Source organism: Streptomyces herbicida (assembly GCF_032656585.1).
Lineage (GTDB): Bacteria > Actinomycetota > Actinomycetes > Streptomycetales > Streptomycetaceae > Streptomyces > Streptomyces herbicida.
On sequence record NZ_JAUYWJ010000001.1, the window covers coordinates 313,216 to 335,681 of the forward strand.

Sequence of the window (22,466 nt, forward strand, 5' to 3'; positions counted from 1 at the left end):
GTCATTCTCCGGCATCCGTGCCGGAGGCGGCCATGGCCCGGGCCTCCTCCCGCGGTGTGGCGCGCCTGCCCGGCGCGCTCGGCAGGAACGCGGCCGCCAGCAGTGCGGAGACCAGCGAGGCGATACCGCACACCAGCAGGACCAGGGTCATGCCGTGCACATATGCGGCGTTGGCGGAGGCGGCGAGATGGGCCGCGCTGTCGGGGCCCGCCTTCTCGGCGATCAGGTGCGCGGCGACCACGGAGTCGCCGGCGGTGTCGGCGGCCCGCGCGGGCAGCCCGGTGACGTCGAGCCGGTCGCGGAAGGCGCCCGCGAGCAGGCTGCCGAGCAGGGCGATGCCGATCGCGGAGCCGACCTGGCGCAGCGTCATCAGCAGGCCGGAGCCGCTGCCGGCGCGGTCGGCGGGCAGCGCGGCCAGGGCGCCGTCCATCGCCGGGACCACCGAGAAGCCGAAGCCGACACCCGCGACGGAAAGCCACAGCGCGGTGAAGCCGTAGCCCGAGTCGACCGTCGTACGGCTGCCGAGGAGCGCGGCGAAGGCGAGGACGACCAGGCCCGCGCTCACCACGGCGCGCGCGCCGAACCGCTCGACGACCGGCTGCGCGGCCTTCGCGGCGACCATCAGACCGCCCATCATCGGCAGCAGACGCACACCCGTGCCCAGGGCGTCATGGCCGAGGACGGCCTGGAGGTACGGCGGCAGGACGAACATCAGGCCGGAGAGCACGAACATCACCAGGGTCGCTGCGACCGTGTTGAGCAGAAAGCCGCGCTGGGCGAGCAGGGACATGTCGAGCATGGGTCGCACGGCCCGGCGCTCGCGCAGGACGAGTCCGGTGAGCAGCAGGACGGCTGCTGCGAAGAGACAGAGGACCAGTGTCCGGCCCCAGCCGCGGTCGGGAGCCTCGATGATCGCGTAGATGAGGGCGGCGAGCCCGGACGCGGTGAGCGCGGTGGAGACGGCGTCGACCTTGGGCGAGGCAGGGTCGCTGGTCTCGGGCAGCAGGAGGACGCAGGCCGCGACGCCGATGGCGACCATCGGGACGTTGACCAGGAACACCGAGCCCCACCAGAAGTGGTTCAGCAGGAAGCCGCCGATGATCGGGCCGAGGGGCAGACCGAGCGCCGAGGCGGCCGAGATGATCCCGACGGCCTTGGTGCGCTCGTCCGGCCCGAAGAGCGAGGGCAGCACGGACAGGGCGAGCGGCATGACCAGCGCCCCGCCGACGCCCATCACCGCGCGGGCGGTGACGACCCAGTTCACATCGCCGGCCAGGGTGCCGACGAGCGAGCCGGCCAGGAACACCAGGAGCCCGGCGATCAGCATCCGCCGCCGCCCGAACCGGTCGCCGAGCAGCCCCGCCGGGAGCATCAGCGCCGCGAAGACGACGACGTACGAGTCCGCCATCCACTGTTGTTCACCGGTGGTGGCGCCGAGCTGTTCCGCCATGGTCGGCAGCGCGACATTGAGGATCGTCATGTCGAAGCCGAGCACCAGCATGCTCGCGACCAGGGCCCCGAGGGCCCACCAGCGGCGGGGGTCGCGCCGCGCTTCCTCTGTGTGGATGACAGTAGCCATGAAATGAGAGTAGCTTTCAAAAATTAGTCACTGTCAATGGGGTGTCGGTGTCAGGCAATAGAAAATGGCCACGGCTCGCAAGCCGTGGCCACTGGAGAGGGGGTGCGGGGGTCTATGCGTGCTGGTACGCCACCAGGGAGATGCCGACGTAGTGGACGACGAAGGCGGCCAGCGTGAAGGAGTGGAACACCTCGTGGAAGCCGAACCAGCGCGGTGACGGGTTGGGGCGCTTGATCCCGTAGATCACGCCGCCCGCGCTGTACAGGAGGCCGCCCACGATCACCAGGACCAGGACGGCGATGCCGCCGGTGCGCATGAAGTCCGGCAGGAAGAAGACCGCCGCCCAGCCCATGGCGAGATAGCAGGGGGTGTAGAGCCAGCGCGGGGCGCCGACCCAGAAGACACGGAAGAAGATCCCGGCCGCGGCGGCCGCCCAGATGCCCCACAGCAGCCACTGCCCCTTGGCGCCCGGCAGCAGCAGCATCGTCAGCGGGGTGTAGGTGCCCGCGATGATCAGGAAGATATTGGCGTGATCGAGCCTGCGCAGGATGCCGTCCATCCGCGGGCTCCAGTTGCCCCGGTGGTACAGCGCGCTCACGCCGAACAGCAGACATGCCGTCAGGGCATAGATGCCGCAGGCCACGCGGCCGCGGGGGGAGTCGGCGAGGGCGGTGAGCACCAGCCCCGCGACGAGTACGGCAGGGAACATGCCGAGATGGAGCCAGCCCCGGAGCTTGGGCTTGACCGGGTGCGGCAGGGAGAGCGCGACGGGACCGCGGCCGGCGGCGGGCGGGTCCGTGGGCGCGTCGGGGGCGGACGCAGTCATGACCGGAATCGTACCTACGGAACCGTAAGTTACGGCCCACTCCGGCTCGATGGCGGGTCGATAGTGGCCATCCTCTCACGGGGTCGCGCCCTCGCGCCGCTGTCGCGTCCGGCCGCGACCGGCAAACCCGCGGTAACGCAAAAAGACCTTCAGGCGAACCCATCGTGCACGCAAAGAAACGCGGTAACCGTGGCCTTCCTCACGTCGCTCACCTGTGATGCGCTCTGGACATATGCGCACTACCATCGGATGATCAAATGAGTGCGGTCGGCACCGGATGAGCGGCTACGAAGCGTCCGGGCCGCGGCCCCCACGGGGCAGACAAGGACAAAATCCCTCATTTAGGAGCAATCGTGGCGCGCGACATCGCGGCTCCCCCCGTCATCCCCACCAACCACCAGGAACTGATCTCGTGGGTCAACGAGATCGCTGAACTGACCCAGCCGGACAACGTGGTCTGGTGTGACGGATCCGAGGCCGAGTACGAGCGACTCTGCGACGAGCTCGTCACCAGGGGCACCTTCAAGAAGCTGGACCCGGTCAAGCGCCCCCACTCCTACTACGCGGCCTCCGACCCGACCGACGTCGCACGCGTCGAGGACCGCACCTTCATCTGCTCCGAGAAGGAGGAGGACGCCGGCCCCACCAACCACTGGAAGGCGCCCGCGGAGATGCGGGAGATCTTCCAGGGGGAAAATGGCCTGTTCCGTGGCTCCATGCGGGGCCGCACGATGTACGTGGTCCCGTTCTGCATGGGCCCGCTGGGCTCGCCGCTCTCCGCGCTCGGCGTGGAGATCACGGACTCGGCGTACGTCGCCGTGTCGATGCGGACGATGACCCGCATGGGACAGCCGGTCCTGGAGGAACTCGGCGACGAGGGCTTCTTCGTCAAGGCCGTGCACACCCTCGGTGCCCCGCTGGAGCCGGGCCAGGAGGACGTCCCCTGGCCGTGCAACCAGACCAAGTACATCTCGCACTTCCCCGAGAGCCGCGAGATCTGGTCCTACGGCTCCGGCTACGGCGGCAACGCCCTGCTCGGCAAGAAGTGCTACGCGCTGCGCATCGCCTCCGTCATGGCCCGTGACGAGGGCTGGCTCGCCGAGCACATGCTGATCCTCAAGCTCACCCCGCCGCAGGGCGAGTCGAAGTACGTCGCCGCGGCCTTCCCGAGCGCCTGCGGCAAGACGAACCTCGCCATGCTGGAGCCGACGATCTCCGGCTGGACGGTCGAGACCATCGGCGACGACATCGCCTGGATGCGCTTCGGCCAGGACGGCCGCCTGTACGCGATCAACCCCGAGGCCGGTTTCTTCGGCGTCGCGCCCGGCACCGGTGAGCACACCAACGCCAACGCGATGAAGACCCTCTGGGGCAACGCCGTCTTCACCAACGTCGCCCTCACCGACGACAACGACATCTGGTGGGAGGGTATGACGGAGGAACTCCCGGCCCACCTGACCGACTGGAAGGGCAACGCCTGGACGCCGGCGTCCGAGACCCCGGCCGCCCACCCCAACGCCCGCTTCACGGTCCCCGCCTCCCAGTGCCCGATCATCGCGCCGGAGTGGGAGGACCCGAAGGGCGTGCCGATCTCGGCGATCCTGTTCGGCGGCCGCCGGGCCAGCGCGGTGCCGCTGGTGACGGAGTCCTTCGACTGGAACCACGGCGTGTTCCTGGGCGCCAACGTCGCCTCCGAGAAGACCGCCGCCGCCGAGGGCAAGGTCGGCGAGCTGCGCCGCGACCCCTTCGCGATGCTGCCCTTCTGCGGCTACAACATGGGCGACTACATGGCCCACTGGATCGACGTGGCCAAGGACAAGGACCAGTCCAAGCTGCCGAAGATCTACTACGTCAACTGGTTCCGCAAGAACGACGCGGGCAAGTTCGTCTGGCCGGGCTTCGGTGAGAACAGCCGCGTCCTGAAGTGGATCGTGGAGCGCCTCGACGGCAAGGCCGAGGGCGTGGAGAGCCCCATCGGCATCCTGCCGACCAAGGCGGCCCTCGACACCAACGGGCTCGAACTGGCCGACTCCGACCTGGACTTCCTCCTCACCGTGGACAAGGAGGTCTGGCGCGAGGAGGCGGCGCTGGTCCCCGAGCACCTCAACACCTTCGGCGACCACACCCCGAAGGAGCTGTGGGACGAGTACCGGGCGCTGGTGGAGCGCCTGGGCTGAGGCCCGCGCGAAAAGACTCCGCGGCCGGTCCTCGGATGCCCTGACCAGCGATCGTCACGGCCGGCCGCGGTGACAGCACCATGAAGAAGGGCCCCGGGGCCCGCACCGTACAACGGCGTACGGCGCGGGCCCCGGACCCGTTTTCGGGAGTCGGGGTCCTCTGGAGGCAGGGCGAGTCAGGGTCCTCTGAAGACCCACAGCCGCAGCAGCACGAAGCGGAGCGCCGTCGCTGCGGCATTGGCCACGATCAGTGCGCCGACCTCCACCTGCGTCTCGTCGGGCAGGGTCCGGTGCACCACGGCGAGGGCCCCGCTGCTCAGCGCGAGCCCGGCGAAGAAGGCCACCAGCCCCTGGAGTTGATGCCGGGCGGCGCCGTCCGTGCCGCGTACCCGGAAGGTGAACCGGCGGTTGGCGGCGGTGTTCGCCACGGCCGTGACCAGCAGCGCGACCAGGTTGGCGGACTGGGCGTCGAGCACCGGCCGCAGCGCCGTGTACAGGCCCAGATACGCGGCGGTGGACAGCACGCCGATGATCGCGAAAACCGGCAACTGCCGGGCGATCCCGGCCTCGGTCACATCGGCGGCGGTCTCGGTGGAGTTCGGCATCGATTACGGCACCCGGGGTTCGAGAACGTGTGTCTGACGCGCTGAAACAACCCCAGACAGTACCGTATGCGAGCAAATCGGGCGCATTTTTGCGCCGACCCGCTCGAGGATGGGCTGGCATCTCCGAATGATTGATGTGCTCCACGACCCCGCTGACCGGCTCGAGTCGGCCGTCGAGTTGTCGGTCGTGATTCCGATGTTCAACGAGGAAGAGGCATTGCCGGCGCTGGCGGGGCGGCTGCGGCCGGTGCTGGACGCCACGGGCGAGCTGTACGAGGTCGTCGCGGTGGACGACGGCTCCACGGACCGGACGGTGGAACTGCTGGAGGAGCTGCGGGCCGGCTGGCCGCAGCTGCGGATGGTACGGCTGCGCCGCAACAGTGGACACCAGGCCGCGCTCACCGCCGGCCTGCACCACGCCCGCGGCCGCTACGCCGCGAGCCTCGACGCCGATCTCCAGGACCCCCCGGAGAAGATCCCGGAGATGCTGGACCTGGCCCGCGCCCGGCACTTGGACATCGTCTACGGAGTACGCGCCAACCGCTCCACCGACACCGGTTTCAAGCGCAACACGGCCGGGGCGTACTACTGGCTCATGCGCCGCATGGTCGGCAACCACGTCCCCGCCCAGGCTGGCGACTTCCGCCTGCTGTCGCGCAACGTCCTCGACGCCCTGAAGGCCCTGCCCGACCAGCCGCAGGTGTACCGGCTCCTGGTGCCCTGGTTCGGCTTCCCCAGCGGAGAGGTCACCTACCACCGCGACGAACGCGTCGCCGGGCACACCAAGTACCCGCTTCGCAAGATGATCCTGCTGGCGGTCGACAGCATCATCAGCTTCTCCGTCGCCCCGCTGCGCCTGGCCACCTGGCTCGGCGCCCTCGCCTTCTTCGTCTGCCTGGGCACGCTCGTGTACACGCTGGCGGTGTACTCGGCGGGCAACACCGCCCCCGGCTGGGCCTCCCTGATCATCGCCGTGCTCTTCATCGGCGCCGTCCAGCTCATCTGCCTGGGCGTGCTCGGCGAGTACATCGGCCGTGTGTACTCCGCCGTCCAGCGGCGCCCGACCTACTTCGTCGCCGACGACACCGGTGCGGCGATCGCCTCCGCGCAGGGCATCTCCTGGCCGGGCCCGCGACGCGGCCACGGGACCCGACAGGACTTCCTCGGCGGCTAGGGCCTGCGGGAAAACCGTCCATAAGACTCGGTCCCCCCAAGGCGAGGGCCCGGCACGCTGACGAAGCGTGCCGGGCCCTCGCCTTGGAGGGACCTTCGAGTCCGCTATGTCCGGGCCGGCTCGGCCGTGGTGCTGTCGGCGACCGGCTGGCTGGGCACGGCCGGCGCTTCGGGCGCGCGGCGGAACTCCTGGACCGTCGTCCGGAGCACGATCACCAAGGCCAGCAGCATCAGCGCGCCGTGCGCGGGCATCGACAGATACGGAGCCACCTCCGGGGACATGATCGTCAGGTAGCTGCCGTACGAGGCGAGCTGCACCAGCACCGGTAGACACCAAAGCTGCCGGGGCAGTCGGAACGCGGCCATCACGGTGAGCACGTCCGCGGCGTAGAAATACCGCTCGTGCATCGAGGGCAGCAGGAACGGCACCACGATCGCGGAGCAGGTGGCCAGCAACATGATCCGGGTGTCCGTGAGTTCCGGCACGCGAAGGCCGGAGTCCGGCATGCCGTGCCGGCGGCGCCGCAGGGACCAGACCGCCAGCCCCATCAGGAGCGACACAAGCACCCCCGCGACCACAACGCCTGCGCTGCGCACGGGGTCGGTGTCACCGGGCACCGACACGAACTGGTACACGGACGGCGCGTTGACGGTCAGGAAGTGGTACCTGTCCGTCTGCTGGGCGTAGACCGTCAGCAGCCGCCCCGGGTCGGCGCCGATCATGAGGGCCGGGACGTCGAGTGCGAGGTACGCCGCGGGGACGGCGAGCAGGCACCGCCACGGCACCCGCCCCACCAGCACCAGTACGAGCAGGAAGGGGAAGAGGAAAACCGCCTGGAACTTGAACGCCAACGCGATCCCGAAGAACGTGTATGCCCACCACGGCCGGTGGCGCAGCGTGTGGTAGAGCCCACCGACCAGAAAGGCCGTGTAGACGGCGTCGCACTGCCCCCACCATGCGCTGTTGATGACGACGGTGGGCAGGAAGAGTACGATCGCGCCCGCGCCGAGGGCCGCCCAGCGGTGCGTGGGCCGGAACAGGCACACAATCCGGAAGGTGTAGTACGCCAGCGCCAGGTCGAACAGCATCGAGATCCACTTGATGCCCACCAGTGACGACAGCGGCAGGTACGTCAGCGCGGCCATCAGATAGAGGTAGGGGACGTTGTAGTCCGAGAAGCTGGGGTCGGCGAGGGCGTGGAACCCTCCGTGGCTCACGATGTGCCAGTACCAGGGTGCGAGAAAGGTGACGTAGTCGCCCGACTCGCGGGGCAACAGAAGCATACGGACCAAGAGGGCTACCGCCACCGTGGTGTATGCAGCCAGCGCCAGCATCGTCGAATCAGCGGTGTGCCGGCGGGGGGTCTCGGCGGCTGTGTCGAGCATTCCGGACTCCGTTCAGGTCGCGCTCGATCGCGCCGTGCGGACGGCATCCGGGCGCGACGGCGATCAGTATGTCCGAAACATTCCTTGTTGACGCGTAACAAACCGGCATTTATGGGCAATTCGCATAGGGTGCTGCCATGCGCGGAATTCTCCTGGCCGGGGGTACCGGCTCGCGACTGTGGCCACTGACCCGCTCGGTGTCGAAGCAACTGCTGCCGGTTTTCGACAAGCCGATGGTCTATTACCCGCTTTCCACACTGGTGATGGCCGGTGTGCGCGAGATCCTGATCATCACCACCCCCGAAGACCAGTACCAGTTCCGCCGCTTGCTCGGCGACGGCCGTCAACTCGGCCTGCGGCTGGAGTACATGGCGCAGGAGCGCCCGGAGGGAATCGCCCAGGCATTCCTCCTCGGGGCGGACTTCATCGGCGACGAGTCGGTGGCCCTGATCCTGGGCGACAACATCTTCTACGGGAGTGGCCTCGGCACGCGGCTGGCCCGCCACGACGACCTCAAGGGCGGGAGGGTATTCGCCTACCAGGTCGCCAACCCCTCGGCCTACGGCGTGGTGGAGTTCGACGAGTCGGGCCGGGCGCTGTCCATCGAGGAGAAACCGGCAAGGCCGAAGTCCCGTTACGCCGTGCCCGGTCTCTACTTCTACGACCATCACGTCGTGGAGATCGCCCGCGGTCTGCGGCCCAGCGCCCGGGGCGAGTTGGAGATCTCCGACCTCAACCGGGTCTATCTGGAGGCCGGGACGCTGCAGGTCACCCGGCTGGACCGCGGCACCGCGTGGCTGGACACCGGGACCTTCACTTCGATGATGCAGGCGTCGGAATTCGTCCGGGTGATCGAGGAGCGCCAGGGCTTCAAGGTCGGGTGCGTGGAGGAAGCGGTGTGGCGGGCCGGCCTGATCGACGACGACCGGCTCCGGGAACTGGCCCGGCCCCTGCTCAAGAGCGGATACGGCCACTACCTGCTGGGGCTGCTGGAGGACTACCGGCATGTCGTCGTGCCGCAAAGAGGCGGCGGAGCGCGCCACGAAGAACCGATGGGCCGTCCCTGAACGGAATGCGCGACGGAAAGGAGCATTCACTTGGAGCCACTGGGTATCGAAGGGGCCTGGGTGGACACGCCCAAGGTGTTCACGGACATCAGGGGCAGATTCCATGAGTGGTTCAAGGGGAAACAGTTCCGTGATTCCACGGGCCAAGCACTCCGACTCGAGCAGGCCAACTGCTCCCGTTCCGTTCTCGGCACTCTGCGCGGTGTCCACTACGCATCGGTCCCACCGGGCCAGGCCAAGTTCGTCACCTGTGTCAGCGGCGCCGTCCTCGATGTGGTGGTCGACATTCGCACCGGCTCTCCGAGCTTCGGGAAGTGGGAAGCGGTCAGGCTCGACGACACGACACACAGCTGCGTCTACATCTCGGAGGGGCTGGGCCACGCCTTCATGGCGCTGGAGGACAATTCCACCGTCGTCTACCTCTGTTCCGAGGGTTATGCACCGCAGCGCGAGTACGGGATCAACCCGCTCGACCCCGAGTTGGCCATCGCCTGGCCCGGGGAACTCGCCCCCCGCCTTTCCGGCAAGGACGCCGCCGCGCCGACGTTGGAGGAAGCCGGGCGACAAGGTCTGCTGCCTTCCTTCGAGGACTGCACCGGGTATCGCAGAGGGCTCGCCAAGGCAATCCGAGAGGAATGAACGCAGAAAGCAGGTCCATTGAGGCCGCACGGGTGATCCTCGCGCAAGTCGCGGGCGTGACCCGTGACCTTTCAATTGCCGCGAGTTTAAGAATGGATTTGTCCGTAGCCAGAGGCGACGTGACGCGCATGCGAAAAATGCGCACCGGGTGCGCGCGCTTGCGGTCTGACTCTCTCCCAGTTACTGAGGAAGGTTCTCTTGAACCGTAGAACGATCCGAAGTTCACGCCTGAGGTCCGCCACGCTGGTGTCCGCGGGCGCTCTCGCGGTGGCGCTCAACGTTGTGCCGAGCACGGTGGCCATCGCCGACGCCATCCAGAGGTCGGGCGTCGACACGACCGTCTCCCATGCGGTGCCCGCCGGCGGCAAGGGCCACAGCAGGGGTGACCGGGGCCCCCAGGGCCCCCAGGGCAAGCCCGGCAAGCCCGGCAAGCCGGGTCATGACGGCAAGCCCGGCAAGCGGGGTCCGCAGGGTGCGCAGGGTGCGCAGGGCGCTCAGGGTGCGCAGGGCGCGCAGGGTGCTCGGGGTCCGCAGGGTCCGCAGGGTCCGCAGGGTCCGCAGGGTGCGCAGGGTGCTCGGGGTGCCCAAGGTGCCCAGGGCGCGCAGGGTGCTCAGGGCGCGCAGGGTGCTCAGGGCGCGCAGGGCGCTCAGGGCGCGCAGGGCGCTCGGGGTCCGCAGGGACCGCAGGGACCGCAGGGTGCGCAGGGTGCGCAGGGTGCGCAGGGTGCGCAGGGCGCTCGGGGTCCGCAGGGACCGCAGGGACCGCAGGGTCCGCAGGGACCGCAGGGTCCGCAGGGCGCTCAGGGAGCCCAGGGTGCCCAGGGAGCGCAGGGTGCCCAGGGTGCTCGCGGTGCACAGGGCGCGCAGGGTGCTCAGGGTGCTCAGGGAGCCCAGGGAGCTCAGGGTGCTCAGGGTGCCCAGGGTGCTCGCGGTGCACAGGGCGCGCAGGGTGCTCAGGGAGCCCAGGGCGCTCAGGGTGCTCAGGGAGCCCAGGGTGCTCAGGGTGCCCAGGGTGCTCGGGGTCCGCAGGGTCCGCAGGGTGCTCAGGGTGCTCAGGGCGCGCAGGGTGCCCAGGGTGCCCAGGGTGCCCAGGGTGCTCAGGGCGCACAGGGTGCTCAGGGCGCACAGGGTGCTCAGGGTCCCGCGGGTATCAAGACGTACGTCCGGAGCAACTCCTTCAATCCCCCGGACCAGTCGGCGATTGCCACGTGCGACACCGGCGACATCGCCACCGGCGGCGGATACTTCTCGGAGGCCGGCGCCAACGTCTCGCTCAACAGGCCCATTCCCTTCACTTCAGGGAGCACCCCCATCGGATGGCAGGCCGGCAGCGCGCCTACCCCACCCGGTGCGCCGGAGCCCGCCCCGCCGAACGACACCTTCGTCTACGTGGTCTGCGCCGACATCACCCCGTAACTCCCACGCGAACGGCGGCAGTGCGCCAACAGCCGTCCGCTTCACCTGGGAACGAACGACGGTGCCCCGAGGCTTCGGCCTCGCGGGCACCGTCCGCGTTGTGTCCGCGCCCGCGACCGGCGTCTGAAGCCTTGGTGCCGGACCCCGGACAGCAAGAAAGACTCGGAGAACTATGCACATCCTTGTGACCGGCGGCGCTGGATTCATTGGCTCGGAATACGTCCGCCGGCATCTGAATTCGGACCCGACGGCGCGGATTACCGTCCTCGACAAACTCACCTATTCGGGGGTCGAGGCCAATCTGGCACCGGTGGCGGAACACTCGGGCTACACCTTCGTCCGGGGCGACATCTGCGACCCGGACGTGGTCGACCAGGTGATGGCGGGCCAGGACGCGGTGGTCCATTTCGCCGCCGAGTCGCACGTGGACCGCTCGATCGACGGGGCCGGTCCGTTCGTCCGCACCAACGTGATGGGCACGCAGGTGCTCCTGGACGCGGCCCACCGGCACGGTGTCGGCCGCTTCGTCCACGTCTCCACCGATGAGGTCTACGGCTCGATCAGCGAAGGCGCATGGACCGAGCGGTGGCCCCTGGCGCCGAACTCCCCGTACTCCGCGTCGAAAGCCGGCTCCGACCTGCTGGCTCTCGCCTACCACCGCACCCACGGCCTGGACGTCGTGATCACCCGGTGCTCCAACAACTACGGGCCGTACCAGTTCCCCGAGAAGGTCATCCCGCTCTTCATCACCAACCTCATCGACGGGAGGACGGTCCCCCTCTACGGAGACGGCCGCAACATCCGCGACTGGGTGCACGTCTTTGACCACTGCCGGGGCATCGACCTGGTCCTGCACGGCGGCAGGGCCGGGGAGGTCTACAACATCGGCGGCGGGACCGAGCTGAGCAACCACAAGCTCACCGGCCTGCTGCTGGACGCGGTCGGCGCGGGCTGGGACCGCGTCGAGTACGTGGCCGACCGCAAGGGCCACGACCTGCGCTACTCGCTGGACGACAGCAAGATCCGAGAACACCTCGGCTATGCCCCGCAGGTGTCCTTCACGGAGGGCCTGGCCACCACGGTCGCCTGGTACCGCGCACACCGCTCCTGGTGGGAGCCGCTCAAGGAGAGGGCCGCGCTGCGATGACCACGAGCTGGCTGGTGACCGGCGCACACGGGCTCCTCGGCCAGGACATGCTGGCCGAGCTCGCCGCCGATCCGGCCGCCACGGTGACGGGACTGGGCCGGGACAGGCTCGACATCACGGACCTGGCAGCCGTCCGCGCCGCCGTCGCCGGTCACCGAGTGGTCGTCAACTGCGCCGCGTGGACGGATGTCGACGGCGCCGAGCGGTCCGAGGCGGCGGCCACGGCCGTGAACGGCACGGGCGTCCGCCACCTCGCACGCGCCTGCGCGGACAGCGGCGCGCGCCTGCTCCACATTTCCACCGACTACGTGTTCCCGGGCGACGCCCGTCATCCGTACCCCGAAGACGCTCCGACGGGGCCCGTCAACGCGTACGGGCGAAGCAAACTGGCGGGGGAGCGGGCAGTCGTCGAACTGCTGCCCCGCGCCGGCTACGTCGTGCGCACCGCCTGGCTCTACGGCGCGCACGGCCCGAACTTCGTGGCCACCATGCTCGAACTCGCGGCCCGGCACGACACTTTGGACGTGGTGGCCGACCAGCACGGCCAGCCGACCTGGTCCCGGGCGCTCGCCCGCCGACTGGCCGCCCTCGGCCGTGCCGCGCTGACCGGACAGGCACCGGCCGGCATCTACCACGGCACGGCGGCCGACCGCACCACATGGTGCGGTCTGGCGCGTGAGACCTTCCGGCTCAGCGGCCTCGATCCCGAGCGGATCCGCCCGGTCGGGTCGGACAAGTTTCCGCGTCCGGCCGCCCGCCCGGTCTTCGGCGTGCTCGGCCACGGCAACTGGCTGCGGGCCGGCCTCGCCCCCCTCCCCCCGTGGGACGAGCAGTTGACGGCCGCCCTGAAGGAACCCGCGTTCGCCGACCTGGCCGCGGCGGCGCGCGCGAGCGTCCGCCACACGTAGAAGGCGCCCTGCGGAACCGGACGGTCCGCAGGGCGCCTTCCGGGGCGCCGGTCACTCACCGACCCACGGACCCCCGGAACCATTGCGGCACTTGGGAAAGAACCCCGGGATCGACCGCCACCGCATGACGGAACGCATCCTCGGCCTCGCCGTTGCGCTTCTGCTCCGCCAGGAGATAACCCAGTTGCAGATAGAGCGACGTGGCCTTCGGATCGGCGTTCGCGCCACGCTTCAAGATCTCGATGGCCCGGTCGGGATCGCTCGACTTCAGCAGATTCGCCTCGCTGGAGAGAGCGGACATGAATGACGGATCGGTCTCCAGAGCCTTCTCATAGGCTGCGAGGGCATCCGCCTTCCTGCCGCGCTGCTGCCCGAGGAGGCCGAGGCCGTACCAGGCGAACTTGTTTGTGGGGTCAATTTCCAGTACCTGCCGGTAGTCCCGGGCAGCCCCCACGGAATCCCGTTTGGTCATGCGCTCAAGTGCCGACCGCAACAGTGCGCCCGCCTGCGGGCTGTTCCGGGCCACGGACGCGGCCTTGGATTCCGACAGCACGGTCGACGGGGAGGGAAGCGCCCAGACGGTCACCCCGGTGGCGACCGTCGCCGTCACGGCGAGCCCTGCCCACAATCTCGTACGGTTCACGTGGTCACTTTTCGTGGAAGGTGGCGGACGGATGGAGTTGGCGTGTCTCAGGTCGTCGGCACCGACGTTACGAGGCGCCCCCGACGGTGCCGTCGTACGGCAGGCGCAGGGGGCATTCAGACCACTCGAATGCACGAGTCCTGAGAATGGTTGCGGCCCCGCCTCTTTGCTTGGCTTTCACCGGCTGGATTGGATGGGACCCGTGAAGTCAACGGTCTGTCTCAACATGATCGTCAAGGACGAGGCTCCGGTGATCCGGCGTTGTCTCGAATCCGTACGGCCCCTGATCGACACCTGGGTCATCGTGGACACCGGCTCGACCGACGGCACGCAGGACGTCATCCGCGACGTCTACAGCGACCTGCCCGGCGAACTGTACGAACGGCCCTGGAAAGGGTTCGACGGCAGCCGTACCGAGGCGATCGAACTCGCCCGTGCCCGCGCGGATTACCTGCTCTTCATGGACGCCGACGACATGATGGAGGCGGCGCCCGGCTCTCGCATGCCCGAGCTGACTCTCGACGCCTACCGGCTCAGCATCAGAAGCGGGCGCTACATGCACCGGCGCCGCGCCCTGGTCTCGACCCGGCTGCCGTGGCGGTACGTAGGTGTCCTGCACGAGTACCTCGACTGCGGTTCGCGGTACAGCCTCGGGAACCTGGAGGGCGCCACCATCGTCGTCATGGGCGGCGGGGGACGCAGCAGGGGGAAAAGCCTGCGGGAGAAGTACCTGGGCGATGTCGAGATCCTCCAGCAGGGTCTGATCAAGGAGCCCGGCAACGAGCGCTATGTGTTCTACCTGGCCCAGAGCTGGAGCAACGTGGGTGAGATCGAGAAGGCGATCGAAGCCTACGACCGCCGGGCGGGCATGGGCGGCTGGGACGAGGAGGTCTTCTGGGCCCGCCTGTTCGCCGCACAGTTGGCCGAGAAGCTGGAGCGGCCGCCGGCCGAGGTGATGGACCGCTACCTCGGTGCGCACGAGAGCCGTCCCACCCGCGCCGAAGCACTCGGTGAGCTCGCGCGCTGGTGCCGCCTCAACGGGCAGCGGTGGCCGCTCGCCCACCTGTTCGCGCGGCAGGCGGCACGCCTCCCGTATCCGAGGAACGACCACCTGTTCGTGGAGTCCGACTGGTACCACTGGCGCGCACTCGACGAACTGGGTGTGTCCGCCTACTGGGTGGGGGAGTACGAGGAATCGGAGGACTGCTGTGAACGCCTGCTGACAGGCGGCAAGTTGCCCGCCGAACATCGTGACCGCGTGCTCCAGAATCTGGAGCTCTCACGACGCCACCTGCGCTCGAAGCAACTCGCCGGGGCGAAGCAACGCGTCGGAGTCTGAAACGGTGTGAGTCCGGCCCACACGCGTCAAAGGCGCCCGGTGGACCCCCACGGTCCACCGGGCGCCTGCCGTTTCGCGCGACCTAGACCAGCAGCTTCCCGCCGCACCGCGCGGCGCCTTCCTTCATCGCGATGAGGTTGGCGACCACGTACGAGATGTCGTTCTTGGAGTGCCAGTCGCTCGGGAAGTAGGTGACCAGCCGTGAAGACTGGAACCTGGCCTCGAGGTCCGGCACGAAGGTGCGGTACTGGTTGTCGGTGTAGTACCAGAACGAGTTCTCGTTGTAGTAGGCGACGTGCGTCGGGTCCTGGTACGCGCCGCGGCCGTCGGAGCTGGGCGTCATGGTGAGGAGCATGCCGCCGGGCGCGAGCAGCCGGTACAGCTCGTTGATCAGCGGCACCTTGTTGGGCACGTACTCGAGGAAGTCCACTGCCCGCACCACCCCGACGGAGTCGTCGGGCAGGTCCAGCTTCTCGGGCAGGGTCGCGACGATGTCGACGCCATCGGCATTCCGCCGGTCCACGCCGACGTAGCCCGGCGGCTTCCGGTGGGCCGCGCCGAGGTCCAGCGCGAGCAGTCCGCGCCGGTAGGTCCACGCAAGGGCGTTGGCCTCGATGTATTTGTCGTACAGGGCCACCGTCTCGCGCTGGATGTGCGCGTTGATCTCCGGGTCGCTCTGGGTGTTCCCGGGGTGAACCCGCTGGAGGTAGAGGCAGCTGTTGATGTGATGGAAGTCGCCGAGGTGGAAGAGGCGGCACATCAGGTCCTGGTCGTCCAGAACCGTACGCTCGGCGTCGTACCCGCCGACCTTCTCGTAGCTCTTCCTGCGGAACGCGCGCACGTGGTTGGGCGCGTACCAGATGTAGGCGACGTTGTGCGGCGTCGGCGCCAGGGAGACGACCTGCAGCACCTTGCGGCCGTCGACGTCCACCTCCTCGTACTGCCAGCCGAACGTCTCGTCGAAGCGGCTGTCGTCCCGCTTCCCGTCCTCCGTGATCTGCGCGGTGTTGCTGTAGACGAAGACGGCCTCGGGGTTTTCGTCGAACACCTTGCCGAGCTCCGCCAGGCACGCCTTCGCCAGCAGGTCGTCGTGGTCGAGTTCCACGAGGATCTCGCCGCGCGCCAGTTCACAGGCCCTGCGCTTGGCGGCCCCCACCCCGTTGACGTCGTCCGCGATTTCGACGCGGACCCGGTCGTCGGGTCGTTCCGGCCGCCAGCGGGCGCCGTTGTTGAGCAGGACGATCCACTCCCAGTCCGGACAGGTCTGCGCCTGCAGGGACGCCAGGCACTCATCGAGGAAACGGGGCCGGTGGCTGGGGGTGAAGACGGAGAACCTCGGTGTCGCGGTCGACGTCATCTGTTGCTCCCTGCTTGGCTCGATCTCGGTGAGGGGGTTGAGGAATCAGGAATCACCGGAATTCCTCCGGTACTTCGGAACGCAGTGTGGGATCACTTGCGACCGCACGACGGAACTCGTCCGCTGCGTCTTTGTCACGTTTCTTCTGCGCCCAGATGCGACCGAGGTGCAGATGTGCCGTGGCTGCCTTGGGATTGCCGGCAATGACACGCTTCAGTAGTTTGCCGGCCTGGTCGGGATCGCTCGGCTCCAGCAGCAGCGCCTCGTTGAAGAGAGCCGACTCGAAGGCCGGATCGATCTTCAGGGCCTTGTCGTAGTCCGCACGGGCATCGGCCACCCTGTCGGCCTCATGCGCCATGACTCCCAGGTTGTACCAGGCGAACTTGTTCTGCGGGTCGAGCTCCAGGACGCGCCGGTAGGTACGGTCGGCCCTCTCGAGGTCGTGGTTCTCCTGCTGCGCAATGCCGGCCTGCAAGAGCATATCGGCGTCCTGGAGGTTCTGGTCCGCTGATGACGGCGCCTTGGAATCCGGCGGCGCCGCTGCCGAGTAGGAATGAATCGCCCACGACGTCACTCCGGTGGCAACTGCAGCCACACCGAAGAGCCCTGCCAACAATTGCCTATGTTTCACTTTGTCACATCTCGTGGAATAGTGAGGGACGATGGGGTCTCGGAATCCGAACCACCGTCATTTCCACCGACGTTACGAGGCAATGGTGTTGCGGCCGCCGTTTGGCGGGCACTTGGGGTGTGCAGTCCACCCGAATGTACGCGTCGCGCGCACAAAAAATGGCGCCCGGTCCGCGCGTCGCTGCGGGTGCACGCGGACCGGGGCCGTCGAGGGAACCCCGGGGGAGGGGTCAGTGGGCCGCGCTGAGTTCCTTCGGGTCGGCCAGTGCGGCGGTGTGCGCGTCCATGCGTTCAGCGGACAGGATCGCCGCCGCCGTATCGGCGCGGGAGGCCGCGACGACGAGGGCGCGACCGGCGAGGGTGTGGGCCCGCTCGTGCAGGGCCGTCGGCCGGGGGCCGGGCGCGGTGCCGGTTGCGCGAACCGGTGTACGCCCGCTCCGCAGCCGGGCCACCTGCTCGGCGAGCCGTTCGGCGGCCGTGTCCAAGTCGGCGGAGGGCGCGAGCGCCCGCAGTTCGTCCGTGACGGCGAGCAGGGCCGCGAGGTGTCCCGCGAGCTGGATGTCCAGCTCCTCCTCGCGCGACCGGTGGGGGAAGTCCGAGGTGGTGCCGGCCATCGTGCTGTGCACGGACCTGCGGGAAGGCCCGGTGCGGATCGGTTCGTACATGGGATGGCCTCCTGTGCTCTGACAGGAAGCCATCCTAGCTTAGATTTCGTCTAAAGTTGAGTCCGGTCACGGATTGCGGTCCAGCGGCTACGGCCGGCTGTATCCGTCTACGGCTGGCTGTATCCGTCCAGGAAGTTGCCGATCCGGGTCACCGCGTCGCGCAGGTCCCCGGTCGACGGCAGTGTCACCACGCGGAAGTGGTCCGGCTCCGGCCAGTTGAACCCGGTGCCCTGGACGACCATGATCTTCTCCCGGCGGAGGAGGTCGAGGACCATCCGGCGGTCGTCCTTGATCTTGAAGACCTGGGGGTCCAGGCGCGGGAAGAGGTACAGCGCGCCCTTCGGCCGTACGCACGTCACGCCCGGGATCTGGGTGAGCAGTTCGTAGGCGGTGTCCACCTGCTCCTTCAGTCGCCCGCCCGGCAGCACCAGGTCGTTGATCGACTGGCGGCCGCTCAGCGCGGCCACGACCCCGTGCTGACCCGGCATGTTCGCGCACAGACGCATGTTCGCCAGGATCGTCAGGCCCTCGATGTAGGAGTCGGCGTGCGCGCGCGGGCCGGAGATCGACATCCAGCCGACCCGGTAGCCGGCCACCCGGTACGCCTTCGACATGCCGTTGAAGGTCAGCGTCAGCAGGTCGGGGGCCACGGCCGCGGTCGGGGTGTGCGTCGCGCCGTCGTAGAGGATCTTGTCGTAGATCTCGTCCGAGCAGACCAGCAGGTTGTGGCGGCGGGCGATGTCCGTCAGGCCCTTGAGTACCGACTCGTCGTACACCGCGCCCGTCGGGTTGTTCGGGTTGATGATGACGATCGCCTTGGTGCGGTCGGTGACCTTGCGCTCGATGTCGGCGAGGTCGGGCATCCAGTCGGACTGCTCGTCGCAGCGGTAGTGGACCGCCGTACCGCCGGAGAGGGAGACGGCCGCCGTCCACAGGGGGTAGTCCGGGGCCGGTACGAGGACCTCGTCGCCGTCGTCCAGCAGGCCCTGCATCGCCATCACGATCAGCTCGGAGACGCCGTTGCCGATGAAGACGTGCTCGACGTCCGTCTCGATGCCGAGGGTCTGGTTGTGCATGACGACCGCGCGGCGGGCGGCCAGCAGGCCCTTCGCGTCGCCGTAGCCGTGTGCCGTGGAGACGTTGCGGAGGATGTCCTCCAGGATCTCGGGCGGGCACTCGAAGCCGAAGGCGGCGGGGTTGCCGGTGTTGAGCTTCAGGATGCGGTGACCGGCTGCCTCGAGGCGCATCGCCTCCTCGAGAACCGGCCCCCGGATCTCGTAACAGACGTTGGCGAGCTTCGTCGACTGGATCACCTGCATGTCCGTGAGCTTACGGCCCGGTAACGCCCCATGGGCCGTGTTTTCCACCACGTGAGACAGAGCGTTTTGGACTGTTATCGCCGGTAGCTGTCCCAGCTGCCCCTCGGGTACCTAGAATTCCCGGCCATGTCCAGCCATCCCCAGCACGGAAACGGGGCCGAGGGCGTGAACGACGCGAACGACGCGAACGGCACGCCCGAGGTGCACGGCGCCCACCCGGCGGGTCCCGCGGGCGGGGGGCCCGCAGTGGCGCCGAACGTCTACCACCCGCAGGCCGCGGCGGCGCCCGCGTACGACGCGTACGCCGATCCGGCGACCGCGCACGGCTGGCAGAACGCGTACGACGAGACACGCGAGCTGCCCCGGCTGACGGACGAGACGGCGCTCCTGCCGGCTCCCGTGCCGGCCGCCCCGGCGGTCGTGCCGACGGGCGCGCCGGAGGGCGTGCCGACGGGGCAGGGCCGTGCCGCTGCGCGGCGTGCGCGGAGCAGGCGGGGCGCCGCGTCGCGGCGCCGGATCGCGATGGCCGCCGGTGCCGTGGGTGCCGTCTCCCTCGCCGTGATCGCGGGGATGGCCGCCTTCTCGGGGTCCTCGTCGGGCGGGCCGCAGGGCCAGGGCGAGCGCAGCGGTTCGAGCACCAAGGAGGACTCCGGGACGCCCGCCGACCCGAAGTCGTCCGTCGCACCGTCCGCCACGGGCCCCTCGGACGGCGCGGCGCAGGCGCCCGCCGCCTCCGCGAGCGCGACCCCGAAGGTCTCGGCGAGCGACTCCGCGACCGGGGCGGCGAGCGGCGGCCCCTCGCCCGCGTCGTCCGCCTCCGCCCCGGTCACCGGCCGTCCGTCGGCGACCGCCTCTTCGGGTGGCGGCCAGGATGACCAGGGCGGCCAGGGTGACCGTCCCGGGCGCGGCCGGGGCCGAACCAAGTACCCCAAGTAGACGTCTTTTGAGGTGAGTTGAGTATGTGGTCCGCTCCCTGCGGACCGCATACAACTTCTTGCCGCCGTGTCGAGCGCCCCTCACAATGCACATGACAAGACGATAGGTGGCCGGAAGATCTCCGGTCGCTCACGTCTGCAGAGGGGACCCCCACATGAACAAGCCTCTCCTTGCCACGCTCGCCACCCTGGTGATCACCGGGGCGGGCATGGCCCCCGCGGCGGCCGCCACGGCGACGCAGAAGACGGCCACGGAGACGAAGAGCGCGGCACCCACGCTCAAGGCCGTCAACTTCGCCGGCACCGTCTCGCTCAGCAACTGCTCCGGCTCCGTCATCCGCTTCCCGGCCTCCGCGGACAGCGACCCGGCGCTGGTGATGACCAACGGCCACTGCCTGGAGACCGGCTTCCCGGAGCCCGGCGAGGTCATCGTCGACCAGGCCTCCAGCCGCAGCTTCGGTCTGCTCAACGCGTCGGCCACACGGGTCGGGACACTGCGCGCCAGCAAGGTCGCGTACTCGACGATGACCGACACGGACGTCACGATCTACCAGCTGACCCGGACGTACGCGCAGATCAAGAGCTCGTACGGGATCAACGCGCTGACGGTGCAGGACACGCACCCGACCGCCGGTACCGCCATCACCGTCGTCTCCGGCTACTGGAAGCGGACCTACGCCTGCAACGTCGACGGGTTCGTCTACCGCCTCAAGGAGGGCAGCTGGACCTGGAAGGACTCGGTCCGCTACACCTCCGCATGCAAGACCATCGGCGGCACCTCGGGGTCCCCGGTCATCGACAACGCCACCGGCAAGGTCGTCGCCGTCAACAACACCGGCAACGAGGACGGCGAGCGCTGCACCGACAACAACCCGTGCGAGGTCGACGCCGGCGGCAACGTGACCGTCCACTACGGCATCAACTACGCCCAGGAGACCTACAACATCCCGGCCTGCTTCACCACCGGCAACAAGCTGGACCTGAACGCCGGCGGCTGCACCCTGCCCAAGCCGTAGCGGGGAGCGGGGCGCGGGCGGTCACACCGGAGCCCGGCGGACCGCCCGCCCCGCCAGTACGTCCGTCCGGCGCCCGTCCTCGATCACGAACCGGCCGTCGACCAGGACGTGGAGGATGCCGGAGGGCAGCGCGCGCGGCTGCTCGAAGGTGGACCCCGCCGCGACCGTCTCCGGGTCGAACAGGACCAGGTCGGCGCGGTATCCCTCGCGGACCAGCCCGCGGTCCGGCAGGCGCAGCCGGGCCGCGGGCCGTGCGGTGAGACGGGCGACGCACTCCTCAAGGGACAGCACGCCCAGCTCCCGCACATACCGGCCGAGGTAGTGCGGGAAGGTGCCGTAGGCCCGGGGATGCGGCTTGGCCCCCTGGAGGATGCCGTCCGAGCCGCCGGTGTGCGTGCGGTGCCGCATGATCGCCCGGACGTTCTCCTCGTGGCCGACGTGGTGCAGGATCGTCGGACCCAGCCGGTCCTGGACCAGCAGCCGGCGCGCGGTCGTCCAGGGGGCCTCGCCGCGCAGCTGCGCCGACTCCTCGACCGTACGGCCGACGTACTCCCCGAGCGCCGGGTCGGCCACGCCCGAGATCTCGATCGTGTCCCAGTCCACGGGCACGCCGTGGCAGCCGTCCGCGCCGACGACCTCCAGGTGGTGCCGGATCCGCTCGGCGGCCGCCTCGTCGGTGAGCCGCCCGAGGACCGCCTCCGGGCCGCCCTCGCCCGCCCAGCTCGGCAGCAGCGCGGCGAGCGTCGTGCAGCCGGGGGTGTAGGGGTAGGTGTCGAGGCTGATGTCCGCCCCGGCCGCCAGGGCGTCGTCGAGCAGCGCGAGGAGCTCGGGCGCCCGGCCCTCGTTGACGCCGAAGTTCATGGTGGCGTGGGCCAGATGCAGCGGGCAGCCCGCCTGCCGGGCCAGCTCCACCATCTCCGCGTACGCCTCCAGGGCGCCCGCACCGTACGAGCGGTGGTGCGGGCAGTAGTAGCCGCCGTACGACGCCACCACCCGGCACAGCTCGGTCAGTTCGGTGTCCTTGGCGTACATGCCCGGCGTGTAGGTGAGCCCGGACGACATGCCGACCGCGCCCTGTTCCATGCCCTCCGCGACCAGCTGCCGCATCCGGTCGAGCTCCTCGGGCGTTGCCTCCCGGTCCTCCCAGCCGACAGCGAGCGCGCGGACCGTGCCCTGGGGGATGAGATAGGCCGCGTTCACGGCGATTCCGCGGTCGAGCCGGTCCAGGTACCCGCCCACCGACCGCCAGTCGAAGTCGACGTCCTCGCCGTACCCGTTCCAGCCGGTCACCGCCCGGCGTACCTCGTCGAGCGTACGGTCGTCGACCGGCGCGTACGACAGCCCGTCCTGACCGAGGACCTCCAGCGTCACGCCCTGCGCCGCCTTGGCGCTGTGGTCGGGATCGCGCAGCAGGGCGAGGTCGCTGTGGGCGTGCATGTCGATGAAGCCGGGGGAGAGGACCAGGCCCTCGGCTTCCAGCTCCCGCACCGCCCGGGGACGCTGACAGCCTGCGGCCGCCGCCTCCTTGACGATCGAGACGATACGGCCGCCGTCGATCACCACGTCGGCGCGGTACGAGGGCTCCCCGCTGCCGTCCACCACGTCCGCGTCCCGGACGACGAGCTGCTCCACGGGCAGT

Annotated in this window: 20 protein-coding genes; 9 read left to right on the forward strand and 11 right to left on the reverse strand. The window is 69.3% G+C overall.

Going from position 1 to position 22,466, the window contains the following annotated elements:
* Position 1: 1 nt before the first annotated feature.
* Entirely contained in the window at positions 2–1,579 is a 1,578-nt protein-coding gene (locus tag Q8A52_RS01390) for an MFS transporter (protein ID WP_316747859.1), read from the reverse strand.
* A 112-nt stretch (positions 1,580–1,691) separates the two neighbouring features.
* On the reverse strand, positions 1,692–2,405 hold the full coding sequence (trhA, locus tag Q8A52_RS01395) for a PAQR family membrane homeostasis protein TrhA (protein WP_316747861.1): 714 nt from the start codon (positions 2,403–2,405) through the stop codon (positions 1,692–1,694).
* Positions 2,406–2,758: 353 nt separating this feature from the next.
* Here trhA and Q8A52_RS01400 point away from each other — a divergent pair, with 353 nt between their 5' ends.
* The gene (locus tag Q8A52_RS01400; RefSeq protein WP_316747863.1) at positions 2,759–4,582 is read left to right on the forward strand and encodes a phosphoenolpyruvate carboxykinase (GTP); all 1,824 of its coding nucleotides are present in this window, start codon (positions 2,759–2,761) and stop codon (positions 4,580–4,582) included.
* A 176-nt stretch (positions 4,583–4,758) separates the two neighbouring features.
* Here Q8A52_RS01400 and Q8A52_RS01405 read toward each other — a convergent pair whose 3' ends face one another.
* Entirely contained in the window at positions 4,759–5,187 is a 429-nt protein-coding gene (locus Q8A52_RS01405) for a GtrA family protein (protein WP_316747865.1), read from the reverse strand.
* A gap of 127 nt (positions 5,188–5,314) precedes the next feature.
* Here Q8A52_RS01405 and Q8A52_RS01410 point away from each other — a divergent pair, with 127 nt between their 5' ends.
* Positions 5,315–6,361: a glycosyltransferase family 2 protein gene (locus tag Q8A52_RS01410; protein ID WP_316747867.1), complete on the forward strand. Its 1,047-nt coding sequence runs from the start codon at positions 5,315–5,317 to the stop codon at positions 6,359–6,361.
* A gap of 104 nt (positions 6,362–6,465) precedes the next feature.
* On the opposite strand, the gene Q8A52_RS01415 is transcribed toward Q8A52_RS01410, so the two are convergent.
* Positions 6,466–7,746 (reverse strand): glycosyltransferase 87 family protein, encoded by a 1,281-nt coding sequence (locus tag Q8A52_RS01415; RefSeq protein ID WP_316747869.1) that lies wholly within the window; start codon positions 7,744–7,746, stop codon positions 6,466–6,468.
* 137 nt (positions 7,747–7,883) lie between these two features.
* Between Q8A52_RS01415 and rfbA the strand changes: the two genes are divergently transcribed.
* Positions 7,884–8,813 carry a glucose-1-phosphate thymidylyltransferase RfbA gene (gene rfbA / locus Q8A52_RS01420; protein ID WP_316747871.1) on the forward strand — a complete coding sequence of 310 codons (930 nt, stop codon included), beginning with the start codon at positions 7,884–7,886 and terminating at the stop codon, positions 8,811–8,813.
* A 30-nt stretch (positions 8,814–8,843) separates the two neighbouring features.
* A complete protein-coding gene (locus Q8A52_RS01425) occupies positions 8,844–9,452 on the forward strand; it encodes a dTDP-4-dehydrorhamnose 3,5-epimerase family protein (RefSeq protein ID WP_316747873.1) in 609 nt (202 codons plus the stop codon).
* A gap of 222 nt (positions 9,453–9,674) precedes the next feature.
* On the opposite strand, the gene Q8A52_RS01430 is transcribed toward Q8A52_RS01425, so the two are convergent.
* Complete coding sequence (locus tag Q8A52_RS01430; protein ID WP_316747875.1) at positions 9,675–10,040, reverse strand: hypothetical protein; 366 nt, start codon at positions 10,038–10,040, stop codon at positions 9,675–9,677.
* A 1,000-nt stretch (positions 10,041–11,040) separates the two neighbouring features.
* On the opposite strand from Q8A52_RS01430, the gene rfbB reads away from it, so the two are divergent.
* Together rfbB and rfbD are read left to right on the forward strand one after the other, a co-directional pair.
* Positions 11,041–12,015, forward strand: coding sequence for a dTDP-glucose 4,6-dehydratase (gene rfbB, locus Q8A52_RS01435; RefSeq protein WP_316747877.1), 975 nt, complete (start codon positions 11,041–11,043; stop codon positions 12,013–12,015).
* On the forward strand, positions 12,012–12,923 hold the full coding sequence (gene rfbD, locus Q8A52_RS01440) for a dTDP-4-dehydrorhamnose reductase (RefSeq protein WP_316747879.1): 912 nt from the start codon (positions 12,012–12,014) through the stop codon (positions 12,921–12,923). Before rfbB ends, rfbD begins: the two co-directional genes overlap by 4 nt.
* Positions 12,924–12,978: 55 nt before the next feature.
* Here the strand turns inward: rfbD and Q8A52_RS01445 are convergent, their stop codons facing one another.
* Positions 12,979–13,533, reverse strand: coding sequence for a tetratricopeptide repeat protein (locus Q8A52_RS01445; RefSeq protein ID WP_316747882.1), 555 nt, complete (start codon positions 13,531–13,533; stop codon positions 12,979–12,981).
* A gap of 235 nt (positions 13,534–13,768) precedes the next feature.
* Here Q8A52_RS01445 and Q8A52_RS01450 point away from each other — a divergent pair, with 235 nt between their 5' ends.
* A complete protein-coding gene (locus tag Q8A52_RS01450) occupies positions 13,769–14,905 on the forward strand; it encodes a tetratricopeptide repeat-containing glycosyltransferase (RefSeq protein WP_316747884.1) in 1,137 nt (378 codons plus the stop codon).
* 82 nt (positions 14,906–14,987) lie between these two features.
* Here Q8A52_RS01450 and Q8A52_RS01455 read toward each other — a convergent pair whose 3' ends face one another.
* The 4 genes from Q8A52_RS01455 to Q8A52_RS01470 form a co-directional block, all read right to left on the reverse strand.
* Positions 14,988–16,262: a glycosyltransferase gene (locus tag Q8A52_RS01455; protein WP_316747886.1), complete on the reverse strand. Its 1,275-nt coding sequence runs from the start codon at positions 16,260–16,262 to the stop codon at positions 14,988–14,990.
* Between the two features lie 52 nt (positions 16,263–16,314).
* A complete protein-coding gene (locus tag Q8A52_RS01460) occupies positions 16,315–16,857 on the reverse strand; it encodes a tetratricopeptide repeat protein (protein WP_316747888.1) in 543 nt (180 codons plus the stop codon).
* Between the two features lie 265 nt (positions 16,858–17,122).
* A complete protein-coding gene (locus Q8A52_RS01465) occupies positions 17,123–17,557 on the reverse strand; it encodes an SCO4983 family protein (RefSeq protein ID WP_316747890.1) in 435 nt (144 codons plus the stop codon).
* Between the two features lie 107 nt (positions 17,558–17,664).
* Positions 17,665–18,876: a pyridoxal phosphate-dependent aminotransferase gene (locus tag Q8A52_RS01470; protein WP_316747893.1), complete on the reverse strand. Its 1,212-nt coding sequence runs from the start codon at positions 18,874–18,876 to the stop codon at positions 17,665–17,667.
* A gap of 126 nt (positions 18,877–19,002) precedes the next feature.
* Between Q8A52_RS01470 and Q8A52_RS01475 the strand changes: the two genes are divergently transcribed.
* Positions 19,003–19,812, forward strand: a complete 810-nt coding sequence (locus Q8A52_RS01475; RefSeq protein ID WP_316747895.1) for a hypothetical protein — start codon at positions 19,003–19,005, stop codon at positions 19,810–19,812.
* 154 nt (positions 19,813–19,966) lie between these two features.
* The gene (locus Q8A52_RS01480; RefSeq protein ID WP_316747897.1) at positions 19,967–20,827 is read left to right on the forward strand and encodes a S1 family peptidase; all 861 of its coding nucleotides are present in this window, start codon (positions 19,967–19,969) and stop codon (positions 20,825–20,827) included.
* A 21-nt stretch (positions 20,828–20,848) separates the two neighbouring features.
* On the opposite strand, the gene Q8A52_RS01485 is transcribed toward Q8A52_RS01480, so the two are convergent.
* Positions 20,849–22,459 (reverse strand): N-acyl-D-amino-acid deacylase family protein, encoded by a 1,611-nt coding sequence (locus Q8A52_RS01485; RefSeq protein WP_316747899.1) that lies wholly within the window; start codon positions 22,457–22,459, stop codon positions 20,849–20,851.
* Between the last annotated feature and the right edge of the window lie 7 nt (positions 22,460–22,466).

Coding starts and splice junctions, on each gene's coding strand:
- Q8A52_RS01480 (WP_316747897.1), top strand. CDS start 19,967: ATGAACAAGCCTCTCCTTGCCACGCTCGCCACCCTGGTGATCACCGGG.
- rfbB (WP_316747877.1), top strand. CDS start 11,041: ATGCACATCCTTGTGACCGGCGGCGCTGGATTCATTGGCTCGGAATAC.
- Q8A52_RS01415 (WP_316747869.1), bottom strand. CDS start 7,746: ATGCTCGACACAGCCGCCGAGACCCCCCGCCGGCACACCGCTGATTCG.
- Q8A52_RS01465 (WP_316747890.1), bottom strand. CDS start 17,557: ATGTACGAACCGATCCGCACCGGGCCTTCCCGCAGGTCCGTGCACAGC.
- trhA (WP_316747861.1), bottom strand. CDS start 2,405: ATGACTGCGTCCGCCCCCGACGCGCCCACGGACCCGCCCGCCGCCGGC.
- Q8A52_RS01475 (WP_316747895.1), top strand. CDS start 19,003: ATGTCCAGCCATCCCCAGCACGGAAACGGGGCCGAGGGCGTGAACGAC.
- Q8A52_RS01405 (WP_316747865.1), bottom strand. CDS start 5,187: ATGCCGAACTCCACCGAGACCGCCGCCGATGTGACCGAGGCCGGGATC.
- rfbA (WP_316747871.1), top strand. CDS start 7,884: ATGCGCGGAATTCTCCTGGCCGGGGGTACCGGCTCGCGACTGTGGCCA.
- rfbD (WP_316747879.1), top strand. CDS start 12,012: ATGACCACGAGCTGGCTGGTGACCGGCGCACACGGGCTCCTCGGCCAG.
- Q8A52_RS01390 (WP_316747859.1), bottom strand. CDS start 1,579: ATGGCTACTGTCATCCACACAGAGGAAGCGCGGCGCGACCCCCGCCGC.
- Q8A52_RS01455 (WP_316747886.1), bottom strand. CDS start 16,262: ATGACGTCGACCGCGACACCGAGGTTCTCCGTCTTCACCCCCAGCCAC.
- Q8A52_RS01470 (WP_316747893.1), bottom strand. CDS start 18,876: ATGCAGGTGATCCAGTCGACGAAGCTCGCCAACGTCTGTTACGAGATC.
- Q8A52_RS01410 (WP_316747867.1), top strand. CDS start 5,315: ATGATTGATGTGCTCCACGACCCCGCTGACCGGCTCGAGTCGGCCGTC.